Genomic DNA, 22,692 nt, shown 5'->3' with positions numbered 1-22,692 from the left:
GGGGTTCAGACGCGCGACTTGGTGAACTTACCGACGATCCACAGCAGGATCACCGAGCCGAGGATCGCGGTGAACAAGGTGAACCACCAGCCGCCGCCGGCGGTGTCGAGGAAGAAACTCAGCAGGAAACCGCCGATGAGGGCACCGACGATGCCGATCACGATGTTCATCAAAATGCCCGAGCCGGAGCCCTTGACGATCTTGCCGGCGATCCATCCCGCGATCGCCCCGATGATGATGTAGCCGATCCAGCCGACGCTGGTGAGCGTTGTCGAACGGGCCAAAATCTCGGTAGCTGCCACGACGTCCATCACGAACTCCTGTCTGTCACCGCGTCGACCCGGTGCGGCCGCGACCGGGCCATGCCCCAGGTATACCTACCTCGGGTAACGAAAGGGTCGTGCAAACAGGCAGCGAACGGACACGATCAGGCGGGCGGCAGCATCCCGGGGGCGGTGTTCGGATCGACCGGGACCGGCACACCGACCGCGGGCCGCGGGGCGGGCGCGTTCGGATCCGGCGGCGGCGCATTCGGATCGGCGGGCGGCACCGGAGCGTTCGGGTCCGCGGCCGGCGGAGGCGGTGGAGGCGTCCAGGGGCGGATCGAGTTCGCCAACGCGACGGCCTGCTCCTGCGGAATCGGGTTGGTCGCCGTACCGAGCCACACCACGAACCACCGCTCCGGGGTGCGCTGTCCGCGCGGGGTGCCCGGCGCAACCGGCGTCCCGACCACACCGGCCCAGATCTGGCCGTTGGGCTTGTTGGTGTCGGTGAACTTCACCTCGTAGGACGACGCGACACCGTTGTTCTCCAGCGGAACGGTCTGCTGATTGATCCGGGTGCCCGGGAACGGCATGAAGAACTCGCCCATGTCCGAGGCGAGCCGCTGGGCCGCCTTGGTGTTGTCGGTCTCCGCGCCGGCGAACAACTTCAGGTCCAGCCGGCCCAGCAGCACACTGGTGTCATTCGGCGGCTGCGTGTCAGGCGGAGATCCTGCGGGCGGCAGCTTGGTCAGCAGCGCCTGCCCGTACGACAGCTGGGTGGAGTCGGAGACCTCCCAGCCTTCGGGCACCACGTAGCTGAAACCGCCGGCGGCGTTGTCAACGCGGCCCGGTTCCGGGGCGGGCGCCGCCGGAGCGTTCGGGTCGGCCGGCGGCACGGGGGCGTTCGGGTCGGCCGGTGGCGGTGGCGGGGCATTCGGATCCGCCGGCGGCGGCGGAGGCGCAGGAGCCGGCGGCACGGGGGCGTTCGGGTCGGCCGGGGGCGGTGCCGCCGGGGGCGCCGCAGGCGCCTCGACGGCGGGGGCCGGCGCGGGGCTGGGCGGCGGTGCGGGTTGGGCGTAGGCCACTGCGGGCACGGTCAAGGCCGCGGCCAGTGCTGCCGCGGTGGCGCCGGTCAGCGCCGAGCGTCGCAATGACGTCGGCAGCCCTTTACGGCGCGGGAAATGCACGTCCGGCTGGTCCATGGGGAAGAAACTACCGTGTTGCTGGCGTGACGCAAGTGTGAGGTGCTCAAAATGTGCCGGATCGTTACATTGCTGACCATCGCATACCTGCTGTTAAAGGCGCTGTCGTAGGTAGCTGACGCGCAAGACCACCCGCGCGTGGCGCGGGTGGTGTCACGGTGCCGAAGCGGTCTGGTGTTCTCTCGCTCTGTCCATCGCCGCCCGCCCCGGGCGTGTTACCGGGTCGGCGCGTCGCATTTTCCGATATAGCTACTGTCCAGTAACATTGGCGCCACTCGCTGGGGTTCAGCGTCGAACACAACAGGAGGCTCGCCGATGGATGTGCTGATCACAGGATGCGACACGGAACTGGGACGCACGATCGCGGAGAGCTTCACCGAAGCCGGTCACACCGTGCTGGTCGGCGGCCGGCGCCGCGAGGAGGTCGAGGTTCTCGCCAAGGAACTCGACGCCGACGCGTTGGTGTTCGACAACACCGATCCCGCCTCGGTCGCCGAGCTTCACGGACAAGTCCCCGCGCACCTGGACACCATCATCAACGTTCCCGCGCCGACCTGGCCGGGCGGCGACGTCCGCACCTACACGCTCAACGACCACGCCGCCGAGTGGCGCGGCCTGTTCGACGCCACCGTGGTGGCCGCGATGCTGACCGTGCAGGTGCTCGGCGACCATATGCGGTCCGGCGGCTCGATTGTCAGCGTGATCCCGGACTTCACCCACGAGGGTGGCGCCGCGTCTGCGGTCAAGGCCGCGGTCTCTGATTGGACCGCCGGCCAGGCCACCCACTTCGGCATCCGCGGCATCACCGTCAACGCCGTGGCCGTGGGACGCGCCGTGGAACCCGGCTACGACGGGCTCGGGACCACGCCCCCCTCGGTCGCGGCCGAGATCTCCCGGCTCTCGCTGTTTCTCACGACTCCGTCCGCGCGTCACATCACCGGACAGACCCTGCACGTCACCCACGGCGCGCTCGCCAACTTCGGCTGACGCTGGCGTCCCGCGCGGGCTGACGAACGGGCCCGCGCAATGTTTCTCCGCGATCGTTTATTCCGCGGTTCGCGGCGCGTGAAAACGGGCGTCGCCGCTGGGAGCCGGATCGTAGGGTCGACCCGTGACCATTCGACTCGGCTTGCAGATCAACAACTTCTCGTACGGCTCCGGAGTGTCCGAGCTCTTCCCCACCGTCATCGCCCAAGCCAGGGAGGCCGACGCCGCGGGCTTCGACTCGGTGTTCGTGATGGACCACTTCTATCAACTGCCCGGCATCGGAACCCCTGATCAGCCGATGCTCGAGGCCTACACCGCCCTCGGCGCGCTGGCGACGGTCACCGAGAACGTGCAGCTGGGCACGCTCGTCACCGGCAACACGTACCGCAATCCCACGCTGCTGGCCAAGAACATCACCACACTCGATGTGATCAGCCAGGGCCGCGCGGTGCTGGGCATCGGGACCGGGTGGTTCGAGCTCGAACACGACCAGCTCGGCTACGAGTTCGGCACGTTCACCGACCGGTTCGACAAGCTCGACGAGGCGCTGGAGATCATCCTGCCGATGCTCAGAGGTGAGCGACCCACCTTCACCGGCCGGTACTACCGGGTGCAGGAAGCGATGGCCAATCCCCGCTTCCGCGAACACATTCCGCTGATGATTGGCGGCAGCGGCGAGAAGAAGACGATTCCGCTCGCGGCGCGGCACTTCGACCACCTCAACGTGATCGCCGGCTTCGACGAGCTCGCCAGGAAGGTCGCGGTGGCCCGGCAGCGGTGTGAGGAGATCGACCGCGACCCCGACACGCTGGAGACGAGCATGCTGGTCGGTGCCGTCGTCGGCGAGGGGGTCTCCCCCGATCTGATCCCCGAGGATTTCCGGCAGCGGATGGTGGCCGGAACACCCGGGCAGATCGCCGAGCAGATCAAGGAGAAAGTCCTCGACGCAGGCATCGACGGTGTCATTCTGTTCGTGCCCACCCAGACCGTCGGGTACCAGCCGGGACAGGTTTCGGCGCTCGGAGAGGCACTCAAGCCGCTGGTCACGGCCTGATTCCAGGGGTGGGGCATGTCACCGCGCCGCCCGGAAGCGCAGCGACTAAGGTTCTCGTTGTTCGGAACGGGTAAAGCAAGGAAGGTCTCAGACCGCCCAGGGGACGACCGCATCCGACAAGGACCCGACAAGGAGTTGCAATGAGCCATCCCGGAGCCACTCCGTCCGATCGCCACAAGGTGGTGATCATCGGATCGGGATTCGGCGGGTTGACCGCAGCCAAGACGCTCAAACGAGCCGATGTCGACATCAAGATGATCGCCCGCACCACCCACCACCTGTTCCAGCCGCTGCTCTACCAGGTGGCGACGGGCATCATCTCCGAGGGGGAGATCGCCCCCGCCACCCGGGTGATCCTGCGTAAACAGAAGAACGCGCAGGTGCTGCTCGGCGACGTGACGAAGGTCGACCTGAAAACCAAGACCGTGCGCTCTGAGCTCCTCGGCCACACCTACATCACACCGTTCGACAGCCTGATCGTGGCCGCGGGCGCAGGTCAGTCCTACTTCGGCAATGACCATTTCGCGGAGTGGGCGCCCGGCATGAAAACGATCGACGACGCGCTGGAGCTGCGCGGGCGCATCCTCGGCGCGTTCGAACAGGCCGAGCGGTCCAGCGATCCGGCCCGCCGCGAGAAACTTCTCACCTTCGTGGTCGTCGGCGCCGGCCCGACCGGCGTCGAAATGGCCGGTCAGATCGCTGAATTGGCCGACCACACGCTCAAGGGCGCGTTCCGGCACATCGATCCGACCAAGGCGCGGGTGATTCTGCTCGACGCCGCGCCCGCGGTACTGCCGCCGATGGGTGAGAAGCTCGGCAAGAAGGCGCAGGCCAGGCTCGAGAAGCTCGGCGTCGAGATCCAGCTCAACGCGATGGTCACCGACGTCGATCGCAATGGCATCACCGTCAAGGATCCCGACGGCACCATCCGCCGGATCGAGGCGGCGTGCAAGGTGTGGTCTGCCGGTGTGTCGGCCAGCCCGCTCGGCCGTGACCTCGCCGAGCAGTCCGGTGTCGAGCTCGACCGGGCCGGCCGGGTCAAGGTGCTCCCCGACCTGTCGATCCCGGGGCACCCGAACGTGTTCGTCGTCGGTGACATGGCCGCGGTCGAAGGGGTGCCGGGCATGGCCCAGGGCGCGATCCAGGGCGGCAAGTACGCCGCCAAGGCGATCGAGGCCGGCATCAAGGGCGCAGACCCGTCCGAACGGGAGCCGTTCAGCTACTTCGACAAGGGTTCGATGGCCACGGTGTCGCGGTTCAGCGCGGTGGCCAAGATCGGCCCGCTGGAGTTCGAGGGCTTCATCGCCTGGCTGGCCTGGCTGGTGCTGCACCTGGTGTATCTGGTCGGCTTCAAGACCAAGATCGTCACGCTGCTGTCCTGGACGGTGACGTTCCTGTCGACCAAGCGCGGCCAGCTGACCATCACCGAACAGCAGGCCTACGCACGAACACGGATCGAGGAACTCGAGGAGATCGCGGCTTCGGTGCAGGACACCGAGAAAGCGGCGAGCTAGAGTCGCTCCCCCTGCCAGGTGGTCAGAGTACCGCCGGCCGCCAGCGCCAGCGTCACCCCGTCGGTCTCGGCATCGGTTCGGGGGTAGTGCAGTTCGCTGACCGCGGCGCGAGGTCCGGCGATCTCGTCGTCGGTGCAGGCTCCCGTGCCGAGTTCGACGCGGTGTCGCAGCAACGGGGCGCCGTCCAGGTCGGCGTTCAGTGAGCCGCTCCAGAAGCCTTGCCGCTCCCCGGATCTGCCGATCTGGATGCGCTCGCGCAGCCGCACTGCGCCCGTCCCGGCCAGCGCCAACCGCGTCGACGTGAAGTGCCGGGAGGTGGCTGCGACGATCGTCGGCTCCGGGTCGAGGTCGAGCTCGCCGGCGACCTCGAGCTCCCAGGCCGAGTGGGATTCGGCGGTCATGCGTCCCGGCAGCGTGATGGTGGCAGCCACCGTCCTGATGACGAGTCTGGCCCCCGATTCGACGACGACGCGCATCGCGATCGCGTCGCCGCCCAGCGGGGTCGCCACCGACGACACCAGATGCACGGTGTCCCTGGCGGTGCGGCGTGCCGCGATCCCGCCACTGCACTCGATGTGAGGCAGGCGGTCGGGCCGGGCGACGATCACGACTTCCGAACGCACTAGAGCGCCTGCGCGACCCGCAGTTGCTCGCGCACCCAGCCCAGCACCGGCGTGGCCGCCGGGTCGGCGGTCAGCGAGATCAGTTCGAACGGACGGACGCCGCGCACCGCCGCCGCGTCCCGCCGCATGACGTCCAGATCGGCGCCCACCAGCGGTGCGAGATCGGTCTTGTTGATCACCAGCAGGTCGGAGAACGTGACACCGGGCCCGCCCTTGCGCGGCACCTTGTCCCCGCCGGCGACGTCGATGACGAAGATCTGCACATCGACAAGACCTGAGGAGAACGTCGCGGTGAGATTGTCCCCGCCCGATTCGACCAGGATCAGGTCCAGGTCCTGCCCCGGACCCGAGTGAGCGGCGATGAGGTCGTCGATCGCGTCGAGGTTGGCGGTGATGTCGTCCCGGATGGCGGTGTGCGGGCAGCCCCCGGTCTGCACCGCGGCGATACGGTCGTCGGGCAGAACGGCGTTGCGGCGCAGGAAGTCTGCGTCCTCGGTGGTGTAGATGTCGTTGGTCAGCACCGCCAGGGACAGCTCGTCACGCAACTGGCGGCACAGTGCCGCGACCAACGCGGTCTTGCCGGAGCCGACCGGACCGCCGACGCCGATGCGCAGCGGCTCCCCCGCCCGGCGCTCCCGGCGGGGACGGTCGGTGTGGCCGTGCGGCTGGCCGGCCGAATCGGCCGACAGGAAATGCGGTGGCATCGCGGGACTCTCTCTAGGAGGCGAACAACGGGCGGTCACGGTCGGCGTGGCGTTGAGCGAGCACGTCGAGCAGTGGATCGGAAAGGTCGGCGAGCTCCTTGGCAGCCTCGGCCGCGGTCTGCTCGCACAGCGGGGACAACGCGAACGTGACCGCTGCGACGTCGCCGGGATCGAGCGCGAGCAGTCGCTGCGCGGCGGTCGCCGACCCGGTCATCGTCGTGTACACCAGCGACAGCGCGGTGTGTGCCGGTACCAGGCCGCCGGCCCGGCCGGCCACCCCCGCGGCGACGGCCAGGTGCGGTGTCGGGCCGAGGGCGTCCCAGTCGTCCTCCGGCCAGATCCGCCGGGCCAGCCGGACCAGGCCGCGGCCCTGCGCGCGCGAAGCCGCGCGTGCCGCCGGCGAAGGGGTGCGGGCATCTGTCTCGACGTCGCCGGCCCGGCCCGCGGCCGGGGCCAGGGACCCGCGGTGCACGGCCGCAGCCAGCGATGCGGTGACGAGGCCGCTGGTGCGGATCCTGCGCCGCAGAAACGCTTGCAGCGTGACCAGGTCGACGACCAGTCCACTGGTCACCGCCTCCTCCACACCGCCGGAATGCACGTGCCCGCCGGTGGGCAGCCGTGAGTCCGACAGCGCGAGCAGGGTGGCCAGATTGGTCATCGTGGGCAGGACTTCGCCTAGAAGAGGAAGTATCTCTGAGCCATCGGCAGTTCGGCCGCGGGCTGCTCCTGCCAGACCTCACCGTCGATGCGCACCGTAAACGTGTCCGGATCGACCTCGATGTCGGGAGTGGCGTCGTTGAGCGGCATCTGTGCCTTGCCGATTCCGCGGACATTGCCCACCGCGACGAGCCTGCGGTTCACTGCGATCCGGTCGGCCAGGCCGTCCTCGATCGCCTGCGGCGCGACGAAATGCAGTGACGTCGCGGCGGCCGCGGCGGGTGCGGCGCCGAACATCGGCCGCGGCAGCACCGGTTGCGGCGTCGGGATCGACGCGTTCGCATCACCCATCGCAGCCCACGCGATCATCCCGCCCTTGACCACCGCGTGCGGGCGCACGCCGAAGAACGCCGGTTCCCACAGCACCAGGTCGGCGAGCTTGCCGACCTCGATCGAGCCGATCTCGTGGTCGAGCCCGTGCGCGACCGCCGGGCAGATCGTGTACTTCGCGACATATCGCTGCGCGCGGGCGTTGTCGGCGCCGTTGTCCCCCGGCAGGAATCCTCTGCGGCGCTTCATCACATGCGCGGTCTGCCAGGTGCGCATCACCACCTCGCCGATGCGGCCCATTGCCTGCGCGTCGCTGCCGATCATCGAGATCGCCCCGATGTCGTGCAGCAGGTCCTCGGCGGCGATGGTCGACGGCCGGATCCGGCTCTCGGCGAACGCCAGGTCCTCGGGCACACTCGGGTTCAGGTGATGGCACACCATGAGCATGTCGAGGTGCTCATCGAGGGTGTTGACCGTGTGCGGCCGGGTCGGGTTGGTGGAACTCGGCAACACGTTCGGGTGGCCGGCGACGGTGATGATGTCGGGCGCGTGCCCGCCGCCGGCGCCCTCGGTGTGGTAGGCGTGGGTCGAGCGGCCTTTGATCGCTGCCAGGGTGTCCTCGACGAACCCCGCCTCGTTGAGGGTGTCGGTGTGGATGTTGGCCTGCACCCCGGCCGCCTCGCACACCGCCAGGCACGCGTCGATCGCCGCAGGCGTCGTCCCCCAATCCTCATGCAGCTTGAAACCGGCTGCGCCGCCGCGCAATTGTTCCCACAGGGCGTCGCTGCTGACCGTGTTTCCCTTGCCCAGCAGGGCCACGTTCAGCGGCCAGGTGTCGAGCGCCTCCAACATGCGCGCCAGGTGCCAGGCCCCCGGGGTGACCGTGGTGGCCTTGCTGCCCTCGGCCGGACCGGTGCCACCGGCCACGATCGTGGTGATCCCGCCGCCCAGCGCCTCCTCCATGATCTGCGGGCAGATCAGGTGGACATGGCAGTCGATGGCGCCGGCGGTGATGATGCGGCCATTGCCGGCGATGATCTCGGTGGACGGGCCGACCACCAGGTCCGGGTGCACACCGGACATGATGTCGGGATTGCCGGCCTTGCCGATCGCGGTGATGCGACCGTCGCGAATTCCGATGTCGGCCTTGATGATCCCCCAGTGGTCGAGGATCACCGCGCCGGTGATGACAGTGTCGGGGGCGCCGTCGGCACGCGTTGCGCGCGACTGGCCCATCGATTCGCGCAGCACCTTGCCACCTCCGAACACCGCCTCGTCACCGGCCAGCCCCGGGCCGCCGCTGCGATCCTCGGTGATCTCGATGAACAGATCGGTGTCGGCCAGCCGGATGCGGTCGCCGGCGGTCGGCCCGAACAAAGCCGCGTACCGCGCGCGGGACAGCAGGGTCATCTCGGTTCTCTCTTCGCGCGAGCGCTCATCGGTTTTTCGTCCAAACGTCCCGGCGGATCCAGACTCAGGCCGTGCACCTCACGCGCGCCCGTCAGCGGGACCAGGCGAACACGTTGCGCCACACCGGGTTCGAACCGGATCGCGGTGCCCGCCGGGATGTCGAACCGTTGTCCGTGGGCGGCGGCGCGATCGAACCGCAACGCGCGGTTGGCCTGTGGGACGTGGACGTGGCTACCGACCTGCACCGGACGATCGCCGGTGTTGACGATCTCGAGTTCCATCCGCGGTGCGCCCGGGTTGATCTCGATGTCTCCGTCCCCGAAGACGACTTCTCCTGGAATCACCGTCGCACCTGCCTCACGGAATCGGGTGGTGGACGGTGACCAGCTTGGTGCCGTCCGGGAAGGTGGCCTCGACCTGGACGTCGTCGAGCATCTCGGGGACACCGTCCATCACGTCGTCGCGGGACAGCACCGCCTGCCCGCTGACCATCAACTCGGCCACGGTGCGGCCATCTCGGGCACCCTCGAGGATGTGATCGGTGATCATCGCCACTGCCTCGGGATGATTCAACTTCACGCCGCGGGCCTGCCGGCGGCGGGCGAGTTCGGCGGCATACGACAGCAGCAGCCGTTCCTGTTCATGCGGCGTCAAACGCATAGTGGGCGATACTGCCACGCCGCAGCACACTCAGCAGCGCACGCGTCCTGCCGCTACGCGTCCGGCTTTGATTCGCCGCTACGCGTCGGTGATGTTCTGCAACCTGACCTGCCCCCGCGCAACCACCCGTTCGGTGTCGTCGGTGATGGTGATCAACCACAGCTGCTGGCGCCGGCCGCGATGGATCGGCGTCGATGTCGCCGTGACGGTCCCTGTCCCGATCGCCCGCAGGAAGTCGGTGTTGTTGTTCACCCCGACGACGGTGCCGCCACCGTGTTCGCAGAGCCAGACATGACCCGACACGCTGGCCATGCTCTCGATCACCGCGCAGTAGACGCCGCCGTGCACGATGCCCCACGGCTGCAACAGCTGTTCGGTGATCTCCAGCGTGGCGCGTCCGCCATCGGGCGTCATCTCCAGATAGGTCAGCCCCAGCACCTTGTCGAAACCGTCACCGAGACCTTGGGGAACTTCACTCGTCACGCGTCGTGTCTACACGTCGCCGCCGCAACCTCCGACGCGGGGTCTGGAGAAAGCGGAAGGGCCCCACACCGCTGGTGTGGGGCCCTTCCTTCGATCGAGACCGGGGGTCTCTGCAGCCCTCAGTGACTCCGGCGCGGTCCGTTGGTTCCGATACCAAGAGAATAGGCAAGGCTTGCCTAATTAATCAAGACCTTCCCGGTATTCATCCGGGGGGTGCCGCGCACCGGCAGCCCGAAGCCGACCAGCGCGTCGAGCACCGCCTGTCCCCGGCGCATGCTGACGACCTCGCTGGTGCCGGCCAGCAGCGGGATCTGAGTCGCCGCGCTGACCACGGTGGCGCCGACGGTATGCCACATCGCCGGCACGCTCATCGTTCCGGCGCCGACCGCGGCGAGCTTGTCGAAGATGGGGCCGAGCGCGCAGTGGCTGCGATGAGCGACCCAGGTGGTCAGCGCGGCCTCGCTGGGCAGCGCGACGATGCCCTCCTGGGCTGCAACACCGTTGCCGCGCCGGGTGAAGTGCGGATCCCCGGGCAACGCGCGCAGCGTCGGATCCACCACGCCGACCCAGTCGATCGCGCCCTCGGAGTCGACATGGACCCAGAGGTTCTCCAGGCCGGTGTCCCACGCGCGGCCCTCGACCGCCAGCAGCGGGACCACTCGCCCGACCACGACGTGGGCGAACGTTGCAGCCAGTTGCTGGGCCACCGCAGACGGGCTGTCGGTCTCGGCGACGCCGGCCTCGAACATGGCGTGCAGACGGTCGGTGGTCAGGATTTCGGCCAGCGGCCACCAGCGACGCCGCGAGAGGTCGCCCATCACGGCGACCCCGTAGACCCGCGGGCATTCGCGGTAGAGCTCTCGCAGGCGGCGGCTCGATTCATGGATCGGCAGCGCGCGCCGGATCGCCATACTCGCGATCAACGGATCCTCGACGAGAACCGTCATGACACCTCCGTTCGTGAGTTAGGTTAGCCTTACTATAGTCATAGGCCCCGATGCGGCCAGGCTGTGTGATCGGACTCACGGCCGCCTGGCCTGCGACGTCATCTGGTACGACACGCGGTAGTAAGCACGTAGTAGGCTTTGGTCCTACTGCCGGTAGGAGATGAACGGAAGATGGCCAAGCTGACGAGGCTCGGGGAACTCGAGCGTTCCGTGATGGACCACTTGTGGTCCGCAGGTGAGCCGCAAACCGTGCGCCAGGTACACGAAGCCCTGGCTGCCCACCGCGACCTCGCCTATACGACGATCATGACCGTGCTGCAGCGCCTGGCGAAGAAGAACCTCGTGGTGCAGCACCGCGACGACCGCGCGCACAGATATGCGCCGACCCACGGCCGGGATGAATTGGTTGCGGGCCTGATGGTGGACGCCCTCGACCAGGCCGCCGATTCGGGCAGCCGGGAGGCCGCGCTCGTGCATTTTGTGGAGCGTGTCGGCGCCGATGAGGCGGCCGCCCTTCGGCGCGCGCTGGCCGAGCTTGAAGACAAGCACCGCATCGGAGGGCCAGGTGGCGATCCGGGTACCGGCTGAGAGACACTGACAGCGTGTCCGCGCTGGCCTTCACCGTCGTGGCCCTGCTGCTGTCAGGGCCGGTGCCTGCGATGCTGGCGCGGGCCTCGTGGCCGCTGCGCGCGCCGCGCGCCGCGATCGTGCTCTGGCAGTCGATCGCGCTGGCCGCGGTGCTCTCGGCATTCTCCGCCGGGATCGCGATCGCGAGCCGGCTGTTCGTGCCCGGGCCCGACGGCAGGCCTACTGCCACCATCGTCAGCGAGATCGCTGTATTGGGCTGGCCGCTGTGGACCGCGTACGTGGTGGTCTTCGTCCTGACCTTGATGATCGGCGCCCGGTTGATCGTGTCGGTGCTGCAGGTCGCCATCGCCACCCGCCGCCGCCGGGCCCACCACCGCATGGTGGTCGACCTGGTCGGTTCCCTCGATCCCCGGCACCGGGCCGGCAACGGCCTGCGCATCCTCGACGTCGCCGAACCGCTGGCCTACTGCCTGCCCGGGGTTCGCAGCCGCGTGGTCGTCAGCGAGGGTGCTTTGAAAGCGTTGTCGGACAACGAGATGTCGGCGATCCTCGAGCACGAACAGGCGCACCTGCGGGCTCGCCATGATCTGGTGCTGGAGATGTTCACCGCGGTGCACGCCGCCTTCCCCCGCCTCGTCCGCAGCGGGCACGCGCTCCACGCCGTACGGCTGCTGATCGAACTTCTCGCCGACGACGCCGCGGTGCGGGCCGAAGGTCCGACCCCGCTGGCGCGGGCGCTCGTCGCGTGCGCGTCGGCTCGGGCACCGCGTGGCGCACTGGCCGCCGGCGGGCAGACGACCGTGGTACGGGTACGCCGGCTCGGCGGCGAGCCCAACAGCAGGGCGCTGGCCGCCGCCGCGTACGCCACCGCCGCTGCAGTGCTGGTGGTGCCGACCATCGCGCTGGCGGTGCCGTGGCTGACCGAGCTCCAGCGGCTGTTCTCGGCGTAGACGCGGCCCCGTAGATTCTGCGGTGCCGCATTCAACGAACGAAAGGGATCCGTTCATGAGCTCGTCGCAGTCCACTACGGGGACGGCGCAGATCGGCGTCACCGGTCTGGCCGTCATGGGGTCGAACATCGCGCGGAACTTCGCGCGGCACGGCTACACCGTGGCACTGCACAACCGCTCGGTGGCCAAGACCGACGCGCTGCTGGCCGAGCACGGATCCGAGGGCACCTTCGTCCGCAGCGAGACCATCGCCGAGTTCCTCGACGCGCTGGAGAAGCCGCGTCGGGTGCTGATCATGGTCAAGGCCGGTGAGGCGACCGACGCCGTGATCAACGAGCTGGCCGACGCCATGGAAGAAGGCGACATCATCATCGACGGCGGCAACGCGCTCTACACCGACACCATCCGCCGCGAGAAGGCGATCCGCCAGCGCGGGCTGCACTTCGTCGGCGCCGGGATCTCCGGTGGTGAGGAGGGGGCGCTGAACGGGCCGTCGATCATGCCCGGCGGTCCGGCGGAGTCCTACGCCTCGCTGGGTCCGCTGCTGGAGGAGATATCCGCCCATGTCGACGGGGTGCCGTGCTGCACCCACATCGGCCGCGACGGCGCCGGCCACTTCGTCAAGATGGTGCACAACGGCATCGAGTACTCCGACATGCAGCTCATCGGCGAGGCCTATCAGCTGCTGCGGGACGGCCTCGGCAAGACGGCGCCGGAGATCGCCGACGTCTTCGACGAGTGGAACTCCGGAGACCTCGACAGCTTCCTGGTCGAAATCACCGCGAAGGTGCTGCGCCAGATCGACGCCAAGACGGGCAAGCCGCTGGTCGACCTGATCCTCGACGAGGCCGAGCAGAAGGGCACCGGCCGCTGGACGGTCAAATCCGCCCTCGACCTGGGCGTGCCCGTCACCGGCATCGCCGAGGCGGTGTTCGCCCGCGCGCTGTCGGGCTCGGTCCCCCAGCGCAAGGCCACCACCGGGCTGGCGTCCGGGGACCTCGGCGGGCAGGTGCCCGCAGACGGTGAAGCCGCAGAGCAGTTCACCGAGGACATCCGGCAGGCGCTGTACGCGTCGAAGATCATCGCCTACGCGCAGGGCTTCAACCAGATCCAGGCCGGCAGCGCCGAATACGACTGGGACATCACACCCGGCGACATGGCGAGGATCTGGCGAGGCGGCTGCATCATCCGGGCCAAATTCCTGAACCGGATCACCGACGCCTTCGACAACGATCCCGACCTGCCCACGTTGATCGTGGACCCGTACTTCCGCGACGCGATCGAGAACGCTATCGACAGCTGGCGCCGTGTCGTGGTCAAGGCCACCGAGCTCGGCATACCGATTCCCGGCTTCAGCTCGGCGCTGTCCTACTACGACGGGCTGCGCACCGAGCGACTGCCCGCCGCGCTGACCCAGGGGCTGCGCGACTTCTTCGGTGCGCACAGCTACGGGCGCATCGACGCCGACCGCGACCAGCGGTTCCACACCCTGTGGAGCGGGGACCGCAGCGAGGTCGAGGTCTAATTTCCGCGCGCGAGCAGACACATACTCCGGCGTGTCGCCGGCATGTCGCGCGAATTTGCGTCTGCTCGCGGGGGAAAGTCGCGCAACTAGACTCGGGTTTGTGAGATTTCTCGATGGGCACCGGCCGCCGTACGACCTGACTTACAACGACGTCTTCGTCGTGCCGAGCCGCTCGGAGGTGCTGTCGCGCTTTGACGTGGACCTGTCGACGGTGGACGGGTCAGGCACCACGATTCCGGTGGTGGTCGCGAACATGACTGCGGTCGCCGGCCGGCGTATGGCCGAGACGGTGGCCCGCCGCGGCGGTCTGGTGGTGCTGCCGCAGGACCTTCCGCTGTCGGCGGTCAAGCACACCGTCGACTTCGTCAAGAGCCGCGACACCGTGGTCGACACCCCGGTGACCCTGTCTCCCGACGACTCGGTGTCGGATGCGAACGCGCTGATTCACAAGCGGGCGCACGGCGCGGCCGTCGTCGTCTTCGAGAATCGGCCGATCGGGCTGGTCACCGAGGCGTCCTGCGGGGGGGTGGACCGGTTCACCCGCGTGCGTGACGTCGCGATCTCAGATTTCGTCACCGCCCCGGTCGGCACCGATCCGCGCAAGGTGTTCGACCTGCTCGAGCATGCCCACATCGACGTCGCCGTGCTGACCGAGGCCGACGGATCACTGGCCGGCGTCCTGACCCGCACCGGGGCCGTGCGCGCCGGCATCTACCGGCCCGCCGTCGACGCCCGTGGCCGGCTGCGGATCGCCGCGGCGGTCGGGATCAACGGCGACGTCGGGGCCAAGGCGCGGGATCTGGCGGATGCCGGGGTGGACCTGCTCGTGGTCGACACCGCGCACGGCCACCAGCAGAAGATGCTCGACACGATCGAGACGGTGGCATCCCTCGACCTGGGGCTGCCGCTGGCCGCGGGCAACGTGGTGTCGGCCCAAGGCACCCGCGACCTGCTCAACGCGGGCGCGTCGATCGTCAAGGTCGGTGTTGGGCCCGGCGCCATGTGCACCACCAGGATGATGACCGGCGTCGGGCGGCCTCAGTTCTCCGCCGTGGTCGAATGTGCTGCGGCAGCAAGGGAACTCGGCGGCCACGTGTGGGCCGACGGTGGCGTGCGGCACCCGCGGGACGTGGCGCTGGCCATCGCCGCCGGTGCGTCGAACGTCATGATCGGATCCTGGTTCGCCGGCACCTACGAGTCGCCGGGCGACCTGATGCACGACCGCGACGACCGACCCTTCAAGGAGAGTTACGGCATGGCGTCCAAGCGTGCCGTCGCGGCGCGCACCGCCGGCGACAGCGCGTTCGACCGGGCGCGCAAGGCGCTGTTCGAAGAGGGCATCTCCTCGTCGCGGATGAACCTGGACCCCGTGCGGGGCGGTGTCGAGGACCTGCTCGACCACATCACCTCCGGGGTTCGCAGCACCTGCACCTACGTCGGCGCGACGACGCTGCCGGAGTTGCACGAGAAAGCGGTGCTCGGCGTGCAGTCAGCCGCCGGTTTCGCCGAGGGACACCCGCTGCCCACTGGTTGGTGACGGGTAGGCCAGCACCTCACCGGCGACCTCCACGGTGACGACGTCACCGTCGTCCAGCGCGGTCGGCCCCGGGCTGCGCAGTTGCAGGCGGGTGCCGTCGTCGAGTTCGACGTGCACGACGGTGTCGGCGCCGTAGAACCGACGCGCCGTCACCCGTCCCGCCGCCCCGGACGCGCCGGTGCCGAACCGGAGCTGTTCGGGGCGCAGCACCACCACCGCCGCACCGGCGGTGGTGCCCACGTCACGCAGCCGCAGTGGGCCGAGCGTGGTGTCCACGATGCCGGCGTCCACGGTCCCGGAGATCTCCACGGTGCTGCCGAGGAACCGTGCGGTCGCCAGCGAGCCCGGACAGTCGTAGAGGTCGCTCGGCGCGCCGTGCTGGGCGACGACACCGTCGATCAGCAGCGCCACCGAGTCGGCGAGCGACAGCGCCTCGGCCTGGTCGTGGGTGACCAGCAGCGCGGTGGTCCCGGTGTCGTGCAGGATCGTCGCGATGTCCTCGCGCACTCGGACCCGCAATCCGGCGTCCAGCGCGGCGAACGGCTCGTCGAGCAGCAGCACCCGCGGCCGGGCCGCCAATGCCCGCGCCAGCGCCACCCGCTGCTGCTGTCCCCCCGAGATCTCGTGGGGCCGGGCTCCGGCCAGACCGGTCAGGCCGACGACGTCCAGCCAGTGGGCGATCTCGGCGGCCGCCTGCGCGCGGGGGATGCGGCCCAGCCCGAACCCGATGTTCTCCCCCACGCTCAGGTGCGGGAACAACGCTCCTTCCTGCGGCATCAGCCCGACGCGACGGCGGTGCACCGGCACTACTCGGCCGTCCCCGGCCACCGTCTCGCCGGCGATCCTCACCGTCCCGGCGTCGGGATCCTCGAATCCGGCCAGGATGCGCAGCAGCGTCGTCTTGCCGCAGCCCGACGGCCCCAGAACCGCGGTGATGGTCCCCGCGGCCAGCTCGAGGTCGACGCCGCGCAGCACACGGCGCTCGCCGAACGACTTGTGGAGTCCGCGCGCGCTGACCGCGGTCGGGTCAGTCACTGCGCACGGCCCCCTCGTCGGTGCCCCACATCCCGAGCAGCGCCGTGGGGACCGCGGCGAACAGCAACAGCGCGGCCGCATACGGTGCGGCGGCCGCGTAATTGCTGACCGAGCTGTAGTTCCATAGCCGGGTGGCCAGCGTGTCGGTGCCGGTCGGGTGCAGCAGCAGCGTCACCGGAAGCTCTTTCATGCAGGTCAACAACACCAGGGCGGCACCGGCCGAGATGCCCGGGAGCGCGACGCGGGCGGTCACGGTGCCGAAGGCGCGCAGGGGTGTGCGCCCGAGTGAGCGCGCCACCTCCTCCAGGCGGATCGGGGCGGCTTCCACCGCGGCACGGATCGAACCGATGGCCATGGGCACGAACAGCACGGTATAGGCCAGGATCAGCAGCGGCTCGCGCTGGTAGATCGGCCGCAGCAGCAGCACGCCGAGGGACACCATCGAGATCGCGATGACGATGGCCGGAAGGCCGTGGGCGACATAGCTCGCGCCCTCCAGCAGCCGGGTCGCCCGGTCGCGGTGACGGGCCGCGAGCACTCCCAACGGAAGCGCGGCGGCCGTGGACACCAGTGCGGCGGCGGCCGACAACCATACCGTCGCGCCGAGCGCGCCGGCCCACTCGGCGAAGTCCCAGGTCGCGCCGGCGGTGAGCAGCCACTGCGCCAGTTCGGCACCCGGCAGGACAACAGCGGCGGCCAGCACGGCCGCGGGCGCCATCAGCCAGACCGGGCCCCAGGATCCCAGACGGTTCAGCGGCGCCGGTCGCGGTGCGCCGCCGCCGAGGCGCGAGGCCGCCGCGAGTCCGCGCGCCCGGTGCTCGGCCACCACCAGCGCCACGGCGAACACCATCAACACCAGCGAGAGCACCGCGGCCCGGGACGGATTGAACCCGGAGCGGTACGCGCCGTAGATCACCCAGGTGAACGCCTCGAAACGCATCGCGGCGACCGCGCCGAAATCGCTGAGCACGTACAACGCGACGAGCAGCGCCCCGGCGGCGATCGCGGCGCGCGCCTGCCGCAGTGTGACCCGGAACAGCACCGCGACCCCACCCAGCCCGAGCGAGCGCGCCACCTCTTCCTGGGCCGGGTCGACGCGGGCCAGCGCCGCCATCGTGGTCAGCAGTACGAGCGGATAGCTGACCAGGGTGAGGACCAGCGCAGCGCCCCAGAAACCGGTGATCGCCGGGAACGCCGACACCCACAGGTAGGCGAGCAGGTAGCTGGGCATCGCCAGCGGCAGCGTCAGCGCCACCGCCAGACCGCGCCGCCCCCACAGATCGGTGCGGGTGACCAGCACGGCCAGTCCGACCCCCAGGACCACGCAGGCGGCGGTGACGACCGCGACGAGCACCAGCGAGCGGCCGACCAGGGCCGCGGTGCGCGGCTGCACGAGCTCGTCGACGACGAATCCCCAGCCGCGGTCCAGTGCGCGCTCGGCCAGGTACGCCAGCGGCACCAACGTGCAGACCGCGACCAGAGAAGCAGGGAGCAGCAGCAGCGCCGGCGGGCGGCTGCGGGCCGAACGGGCCGCGGCGGTGACCGCCACCGAGGTCAGTTCGTCAGGAGGCCGGTGTTCACCAGCAACTCCTGCGTCGCCTCGATGTCGTCGAGTTGCGACAGGTCCACCGCCGGCGGCTTCAGATCGGCCAGCGGGGGCATCTCAGATGATGGCGCCACCGACGCGATGAGCGGGTATTCGGCGGTCTCCTGGGCGAAGTACTTCTGCGCCGACTCGCCGACCAGGTAGGCCGCGAACTGCTGCGCACCGGCGGGGTTGGGCGCCGCCTTGAGCACACCCACCCCGGCGACGTTGATCAGGCCGCCGGGATCGCCGGGGGCCATGAACTTGTTCTCGGCCACCACGGCGTCGGGGCCCTTGGAGTGGATCAGCTCGTAAAGGTAGTAGTGATTGACCAGGCCGAGCGGAACCTGGCCGGAATCCACCGCATCCCGGACCGCGACGTTGTTCTCGAAGGCCTGCGGATCCTGGGCCTTGAATGCCCGCAGCCACTGCTCGGCACCGTCGTCACCGCGCAGCACACGCAGGCCGGTCACGAACGCCTGCCAGGACGCGTTGCTCGGGGCGAACCCGATCTTGCCCTTCCACTCCGGGGCCAGCAGTGCGTCGATGGTGTCCGGCGGGTTGGGCGCCAGCGTCGGGTTGTAGACGATGACGCGGGCACGCCCGGACACGCCCACCCAGGTGCCGTCGGCGGCGGAGAACTCGCCGGGCACGGCCGCCAGTGTCTCGGCATCGATCGGCGCGAGCAGGCCGGCCTTCGACACCGCGCCCAGCGCGCCGGCGTCCTGGGACAGAAAGACATCGGCCGGCGACTTGTCGCCCTCGGTGATCAACTGGGCGGCCATCTCCCCCGAACCGGCGTACCTGGCCTCGACCTCGATACCGGTGTCGGCGGTGAACTGCTCCATCAGCGGTGCGACGAGTTCCTCGCTGCGGCCCGAGTACACGACGATCTTGTCGGAGTCCTCGCCCTGGGGCTGTGAGCTGCACGCACTGAACGCCAGCATCGCGGCCACCACTGCGAGCGCGCCTGCCAACCGGGTGAACGACATCGACATTAGGTTCGCCTTTCCAATCTTTGGTAGAAAGTACCACTGGCTCCGAATTAGCCCGGCTAACGAATAGGGAGCGTGGGCGCGCGCCCGGATTCCGCTAGCATGTGTTGACATTCAGCAGAATTCGCGCAACGCATGCACTGCGCGTCAGCCATCTCAGACGAAAGGGACCAGGTGCCGCAGGCACTGGATGGAGGTCCATCCGAGCCGGCCACATTCGCCGGACAACCCGACCTCGACCCGTGCGAGGCAGAGCCCTCCTCTAGTCGGCCGGGCCTCGGACCCGGCTGCAGGCGCTGCGGGGCATCGCGATGAACGTTGCCACCTCGCTGCTCTCTCTGTTCGCGTTCGTGCTGCTCACCGCCGGTACGGCGGTTTTCGTCGCCGCCGAGTTCTCGTTGACCGCGCTGGAACGCAGCACCGTCGAGGCCAACGCACGCTCCGGCGACCGTCGCGACCAGTTGGTGCGCCGTGCCCACCGCACCCTCTCGACACAGCTCTCCGGTGCGCAGGTGGGAATCTCCATCACCACGCTGGCCACCGGTTTCCTGGCCGAACCCGTTGTCGCACGGCTGATCCAACCCTGGCTCGCCGCCATCGGTATCCCCGAGCGGTTCGTCGGCGGCCTGGCGCTCGCCCTGGCGATCCTGATCGCGACCTCGATCTCGATGGTGTTCGGTGAGCTGGTCCCGAAGAATCTCGCGGTGGCCCGCCCGGTGCCGACCGCGCGCTGGTCGGCACCGCTGCAGCTGGCGTTCTCGTTCCTGGCCACGCCGCTGATCAAGCTGACCAACGGCACCGCGAACTGGATCCTGCGCCGGCTCGGCATCGAACCGGCCGAGGAACTTCGGTCCGCACGCTCACCGCAGGAGCTCGTCTCGCTGGTGCGGTCGTCGGCCGAGAGCGGAGCGCTGGATCCGGTGACCGCAGTGCTGGTGGACCGCTCTCTGCAGTTCGGGAACCGGTCCGCCGAGGAGCTGATGACACCGCGCTCCAAGATCGACACCCTCGACGCCGACGCCACCGTGGTCGACCTCAGCGAGGCCGCGGTCAGAACCGGCCACTCCCGGTTCCCCGTCATCCGCGGTGACCTCGACGAGACCATCGGCGTAGTGCACGTCAAGCAGGTGTTCGCCGTGCCCGCCGCGGCACGCGCAACCACCCGGCTGTCGGCGCTGGCGCAGCCCGTCACCAAGGTGCCGTCGACGCTGGACGGTGATGCGGTGATGTCGGAGGTGCGGGCCAACGGGTTGCAGACGGCGCTGGTGGTCGACGAGTACGGCGGCACCGCCGGGATGGTGACGGTCGAGGACCTGATCGAGGAGATCGTCGGTGACGTGCGCGACGAGCACGATGTCGAACCCCCCGACGTGGTGCAGGCGGGCCGCGGCTGGCAGGTGTCGGCGTTGCTGCGCATCGACGAGGTGGCCAAGGGCACCGCGTTCCGGGCGCCCGAGGGTGATTACGAGACCATCGGCGGGCTGGTGCTGGAGAAGCTCGGCCACATCCCCGAGGAGGGCGAGTCAGTCGAGCTGACCGCGTTCGACCCGGACGGAGCGCTGGAGGATCCGGTGCGGTGGCTTGCCACGGTGGTGAAGATGGACGGGCGCCGCATCGACCAGCTGCGCCTGACCGAACTCGGCCGCAAGGAGCCCGCCGATGGGTGACATCTTCGGTGTGCTGCTGACCTTCGTCCTGCTCGCGGCGAACGCGTTCTTCGTCGCCTCGGAGTTCTCACTGATCTCGGCCCGCCGCGACCGGTTGGAGGCGCTGGCCGAACAGGGCAAGCGCAGCGCGGTGACCGTCATCAGGGCCGGCGAGCACCTGTCGCTGATGCTCGCGGGCTCCCAACTCGGGATCACGATCTGCTCGATCCTGCTCGGCCGGGTCGCCGAACCCGCGGTGGCCCACCTGCTGGAGATGCCGTTCGCGCTGCTCGGCATTCCCGATCCCGTGCTGCACACGGTGTCGTTCCTGGTGGCGCTGACCATCGTGGTGACGCTGCACGTGCTGCTCGGCGAGATGGTGCCGAAGAACATCGCGATCGCCGGTCCCGAGTCCACCGCGATGCTGCTGATCCCGGTGTACCTGGTGTACATGCGCCTGGCCCGGCCGTTTATCGCGTTCTACAACTGGTGCGCCAATACGACCCTGCGCCTGTTCGGGGTCGAACCCAAAGACGAGCTCGACGTCACCGTCTCCACCGTCGAGTTGTCCGAGATGATCGCCGAGTCGCTGTCGGAGGGGCTGCTCGACCCGGAGGAGCACACCCGGCTCACCCGTGCGCTGCAGATCCGCAACCGGGCGGTCAACGACGTCGCGATACCGCTGCATGAGATCCGCGCCGTCCCGGTGGCCAGTGAGGGCGCGGGACCGACGGTCGCCGCGCTGGAGGAGGCACTCAAGGAGACCGGCTACTCGCGGTTCCCCGTCACCGACACCGACGGCGCCTTCATCGGCTACGTGCACATCAAGGATGTGCTGCCGCTGATCATGGCCGACGGGGAGGCGGACAGCACCGCGGTGATCGAGACGTCGATGGTGCGGCCACTGCCGAAGGTGCCGGCGTCGCTGCCGCTGCCCGACGCCCTGACCCGGCTCCGGCGCACCAACAGCCATCTCGCGCTGGTCACCGCCGCCGACGGCGCCGCGACCGCGATGGTGGCGCTGGAGGACCTGGTCGAGGACCTGGTGGGAACCGTCCGTGACAGCACGCACCGCATCTGACACCCGTCTGTCCGAGGCTGCCTGGATCCCATGCGCGGCCGCGCACGCCCGCCGTGCCGACGACATCCTGGCGCCTCACCTGCGGCGCCGCCGTACCGGGCAGGCCCATCCGGTCTACGACTTCCTGTTCACCTACTACAGCGTGCGTCCGCCGCGGCTGCGGATGTGGCATCCCGGGTTCGGGGTGGTCTTGGACGGACCCGAGGCCGACCGCTATCTCGGCAGAACCGGCTATGTGCGCCACGACGGCGGGGTGACCGTCGGACGCGACCATCTCCACCGCCGCAGCGGCACGGTGAGGTTCATCGCGGATCTGCTGGCGGCCACCGCGGCGCGGCCGCCCCGGTTCAACTGCTTCGGGCTGCACGAATGGGCGATGGTCTACCGGGCCGCCGAGGTCCGCCACGACCGGGTCCCGCTGCGTCTTTCGGCAGCCGGCACCGACGCGGTGTTCGAGTCGATGCCGTTGCGCTGCAGCCACTTCGACGCGTACCGCTTCTTCACCGAACCCGCCGCGGGTCGCAACGCCCGGCACCTGACCCGCGACACGCAGATCGCCACCGAGCAGCCGGGCTGCGTGCATGCCGGCATGGATCTGTACAAGTGGGCGGTCAAATTGGGCCCGCTGATCGAATCGGGGCTGGTGCTCGACTGTCTCGAGCTGGCCCTCGACGCGCGGGTGCTCGACATGCGGGCCAGCCCCTATGATCTGCGCGCGTACGGCTTCGACCCGATCGAGGTCGAGACACCGGGCGGCAGAGGCGAATACGCGCGCGCACAGGAGGAGATCAGTACGCGGGCCGCACCACTGCGGTCCCGGCTGCTGGACCGCGCCCGGGTGCTGCAGGACCGTGCCACCGGGGCATAGGCCCTGTTACCGGTGGGTAAGCTGAACCGTCGACACCGACAGACACTG

At 69.3% G+C, this 22,692-nt stretch carries 23 protein-coding genes; 10 read left to right on the top strand and 13 right to left on the bottom strand.

What is annotated here, in order from left to right:
* Nucleotides 1-5: 5 nt before the first annotated feature.
* Both KXD97_RS23205 and KXD97_RS23200 read right to left on the bottom strand, forming a co-directional pair.
* Entirely contained in the window at nt 6-311 is a 306-nt protein-coding gene (locus tag KXD97_RS23205; protein ID WP_260752728.1) for a GlsB/YeaQ/YmgE family stress response membrane protein, read from the bottom strand.
* Between the two features lie 116 nt (nt 312-427).
* On the bottom strand, nt 428-1,465 hold the full coding sequence (locus tag KXD97_RS23200; RefSeq protein WP_260752727.1) for an alanine and proline-rich secreted protein Apa: 1,038 nt from the start codon (nt 1,463-1,465) through the stop codon (nt 428-430).
* Between the two features lie 315 nt (nt 1,466-1,780).
* Here KXD97_RS23200 and KXD97_RS23195 point away from each other — a divergent pair, with 315 nt between their 5' ends.
* The 3 genes from KXD97_RS23195 (at nt 1,781) to KXD97_RS23185 (ending at nt 5,020) form a co-directional block, all read left to right on the top strand.
* Nucleotides 1,781-2,452 (top strand): SDR family oxidoreductase, encoded by a 672-nt coding sequence (locus KXD97_RS23195; protein WP_260752726.1) that lies wholly within the window; start codon nt 1,781-1,783, stop codon nt 2,450-2,452.
* A gap of 124 nt (nt 2,453-2,576) precedes the next feature.
* The gene (locus KXD97_RS23190; RefSeq protein ID WP_260752725.1) at nt 2,577-3,506 is read left to right on the top strand and encodes an LLM class F420-dependent oxidoreductase; all 930 of its coding nucleotides are present in this window, start codon (nt 2,577-2,579) and stop codon (nt 3,504-3,506) included.
* A gap of 140 nt (nt 3,507-3,646) precedes the next feature.
* The gene (locus KXD97_RS23185; protein WP_260752724.1) at nt 3,647-5,020 is read left to right on the top strand and encodes an NAD(P)/FAD-dependent oxidoreductase; all 1,374 of its coding nucleotides are present in this window, start codon (nt 3,647-3,649) and stop codon (nt 5,018-5,020) included.
* On the opposite strand, the gene KXD97_RS23180 is transcribed toward KXD97_RS23185, so the two are convergent.
* The 8 genes from KXD97_RS23180 to KXD97_RS23145 all read right to left on the bottom strand — a co-directional run bounded on the left by KXD97_RS23180 (nt 5,017) and on the right by KXD97_RS23145 (nt 10,834).
* A complete protein-coding gene (locus KXD97_RS23180; RefSeq protein WP_260752723.1) occupies nt 5,017-5,643 on the bottom strand; it encodes an urease accessory protein UreD in 627 nt (208 codons plus the stop codon). The genes KXD97_RS23185 and KXD97_RS23180 overlap by 4 nt on opposite strands.
* Complete coding sequence (gene ureG / locus KXD97_RS23175) at nt 5,643-6,347, bottom strand: urease accessory protein UreG (protein ID WP_260752722.1); 705 nt, start codon at nt 6,345-6,347, stop codon at nt 5,643-5,645. The genes KXD97_RS23180 and ureG overlap by 1 nt, the downstream gene beginning before the upstream one ends.
* Nucleotides 6,348-6,360: 13 nt before the next feature.
* On the bottom strand, nt 6,361-7,005 hold the full coding sequence (locus KXD97_RS23170; RefSeq protein WP_260752720.1) for an urease accessory protein UreF: 645 nt from the start codon (nt 7,003-7,005) through the stop codon (nt 6,361-6,363).
* A 17-nt stretch (nt 7,006-7,022) separates the two neighbouring features.
* Complete coding sequence (locus KXD97_RS23165) at nt 7,023-8,744, bottom strand: urease subunit alpha (RefSeq protein WP_260752718.1); 1,722 nt, start codon at nt 8,742-8,744, stop codon at nt 7,023-7,025.
* Complete coding sequence (locus KXD97_RS23160) at nt 8,741-9,088, bottom strand: urease subunit beta (RefSeq protein ID WP_260752716.1); 348 nt, start codon at nt 9,086-9,088, stop codon at nt 8,741-8,743. Before KXD97_RS23160 ends, KXD97_RS23165 begins: the two co-directional genes overlap by 4 nt.
* A gap of 13 nt (nt 9,089-9,101) precedes the next feature.
* Nucleotides 9,102-9,404 carry an urease subunit gamma gene (locus KXD97_RS23155; RefSeq protein WP_260752715.1) on the bottom strand — a complete coding sequence of 101 codons (303 nt, stop codon included), beginning with the start codon at nt 9,402-9,404 and terminating at the stop codon, nt 9,102-9,104.
* Nucleotides 9,405-9,482: 78 nt separating this feature from the next.
* Nucleotides 9,483-9,887, bottom strand: a complete 405-nt coding sequence (locus KXD97_RS23150; protein WP_260752714.1) for a PaaI family thioesterase — start codon at nt 9,885-9,887, stop codon at nt 9,483-9,485.
* A gap of 176 nt (nt 9,888-10,063) precedes the next feature.
* The gene (locus tag KXD97_RS23145; RefSeq protein WP_260752713.1) at nt 10,064-10,834 is read right to left on the bottom strand and encodes an iron reductase; all 771 of its coding nucleotides are present in this window, start codon (nt 10,832-10,834) and stop codon (nt 10,064-10,066) included.
* A gap of 171 nt (nt 10,835-11,005) precedes the next feature.
* On the opposite strand from KXD97_RS23145, the gene KXD97_RS23140 reads away from it, so the two are divergent.
* The 4 genes from KXD97_RS23140 (at nt 11,006) to KXD97_RS23125 (ending at nt 15,434) form a co-directional block, all read left to right on the top strand.
* Nucleotides 11,006-11,422, top strand: a complete 417-nt coding sequence (locus KXD97_RS23140) for a BlaI/MecI/CopY family transcriptional regulator (RefSeq protein WP_260752712.1) — start codon at nt 11,006-11,008, stop codon at nt 11,420-11,422.
* Between the two features lie 14 nt (nt 11,423-11,436).
* Nucleotides 11,437-12,372: a M56 family metallopeptidase gene (locus tag KXD97_RS23135; protein WP_260752711.1), complete on the top strand. Its 936-nt coding sequence runs from the start codon at nt 11,437-11,439 to the stop codon at nt 12,370-12,372.
* Between the two features lie 55 nt (nt 12,373-12,427).
* Nucleotides 12,428-13,897 carry an NADP-dependent phosphogluconate dehydrogenase gene (gndA, locus tag KXD97_RS23130; protein WP_260752710.1) on the top strand — a complete coding sequence of 490 codons (1,470 nt, stop codon included), beginning with the start codon at nt 12,428-12,430 and terminating at the stop codon, nt 13,895-13,897.
* A gap of 100 nt (nt 13,898-13,997) precedes the next feature.
* Nucleotides 13,998-15,434 (top strand): GuaB1 family IMP dehydrogenase-related protein, encoded by a 1,437-nt coding sequence (locus KXD97_RS23125; RefSeq protein WP_260752708.1) that lies wholly within the window; start codon nt 13,998-14,000, stop codon nt 15,432-15,434.
* Here KXD97_RS23125 and KXD97_RS23120 read toward each other — a convergent pair.
* Genes KXD97_RS23120 through KXD97_RS23110 form a run of 3 tightly spaced genes read right to left on the bottom strand, consistent with a single transcriptional unit; the run spans nt 15,387 to nt 19,052 of the window.
* Nucleotides 15,387-16,469, bottom strand: a complete 1,083-nt coding sequence (locus KXD97_RS23120) for an ABC transporter ATP-binding protein (protein ID WP_260752706.1) — start codon at nt 16,467-16,469, stop codon at nt 15,387-15,389. The two genes, KXD97_RS23125 and KXD97_RS23120, sit on opposite strands and share 48 nt — an antisense overlap.
* Complete coding sequence (locus tag KXD97_RS23115) at nt 16,462-18,018, bottom strand: iron ABC transporter permease (protein WP_260752705.1); 1,557 nt, start codon at nt 18,016-18,018, stop codon at nt 16,462-16,464. The genes KXD97_RS23120 and KXD97_RS23115 overlap by 8 nt, the downstream gene beginning before the upstream one ends.
* 5 nt (nt 18,019-18,023) lie before the next feature.
* Nucleotides 18,024-19,052 (bottom strand): iron ABC transporter substrate-binding protein, encoded by a 1,029-nt coding sequence (locus KXD97_RS23110; protein WP_260752704.1) that lies wholly within the window; start codon nt 19,050-19,052, stop codon nt 18,024-18,026.
* A 308-nt stretch (nt 19,053-19,360) separates the two neighbouring features.
* On the opposite strand from KXD97_RS23110, the gene KXD97_RS23105 reads away from it, so the two are divergent.
* The 3 genes from KXD97_RS23105 to KXD97_RS23095 are packed head-to-tail and all read left to right on the top strand — an operon-like array spanning nt 19,361 to nt 22,644.
* Complete coding sequence (locus KXD97_RS23105) at nt 19,361-20,716, top strand: hemolysin family protein (protein WP_260752703.1); 1,356 nt, start codon at nt 19,361-19,363, stop codon at nt 20,714-20,716.
* Complete coding sequence (locus KXD97_RS23100; protein ID WP_260752702.1) at nt 20,709-21,776, top strand: hemolysin family protein; 1,068 nt, start codon at nt 20,709-20,711, stop codon at nt 21,774-21,776. The genes KXD97_RS23105 and KXD97_RS23100 overlap by 8 nt, the downstream gene beginning before the upstream one ends.
* On the top strand, nt 21,754-22,644 hold the full coding sequence (locus KXD97_RS23095) for a 3-methyladenine DNA glycosylase (protein ID WP_260752701.1): 891 nt from the start codon (nt 21,754-21,756) through the stop codon (nt 22,642-22,644). Before KXD97_RS23100 ends, KXD97_RS23095 begins: the two co-directional genes overlap by 23 nt.
* The last annotated feature ends 48 nt before the right edge of the window (nt 22,645-22,692 follow it).

Source organism: Mycobacterium sp. SMC-8 (assembly GCF_025263565.1).
Classification (GTDB): domain Bacteria; phylum Actinomycetota; class Actinomycetes; order Mycobacteriales; family Mycobacteriaceae; genus Mycobacterium.
Note: the sequence above shows the minus strand (reverse complement) of the source record. Positions and strands in the feature narration are given on the sequence as shown.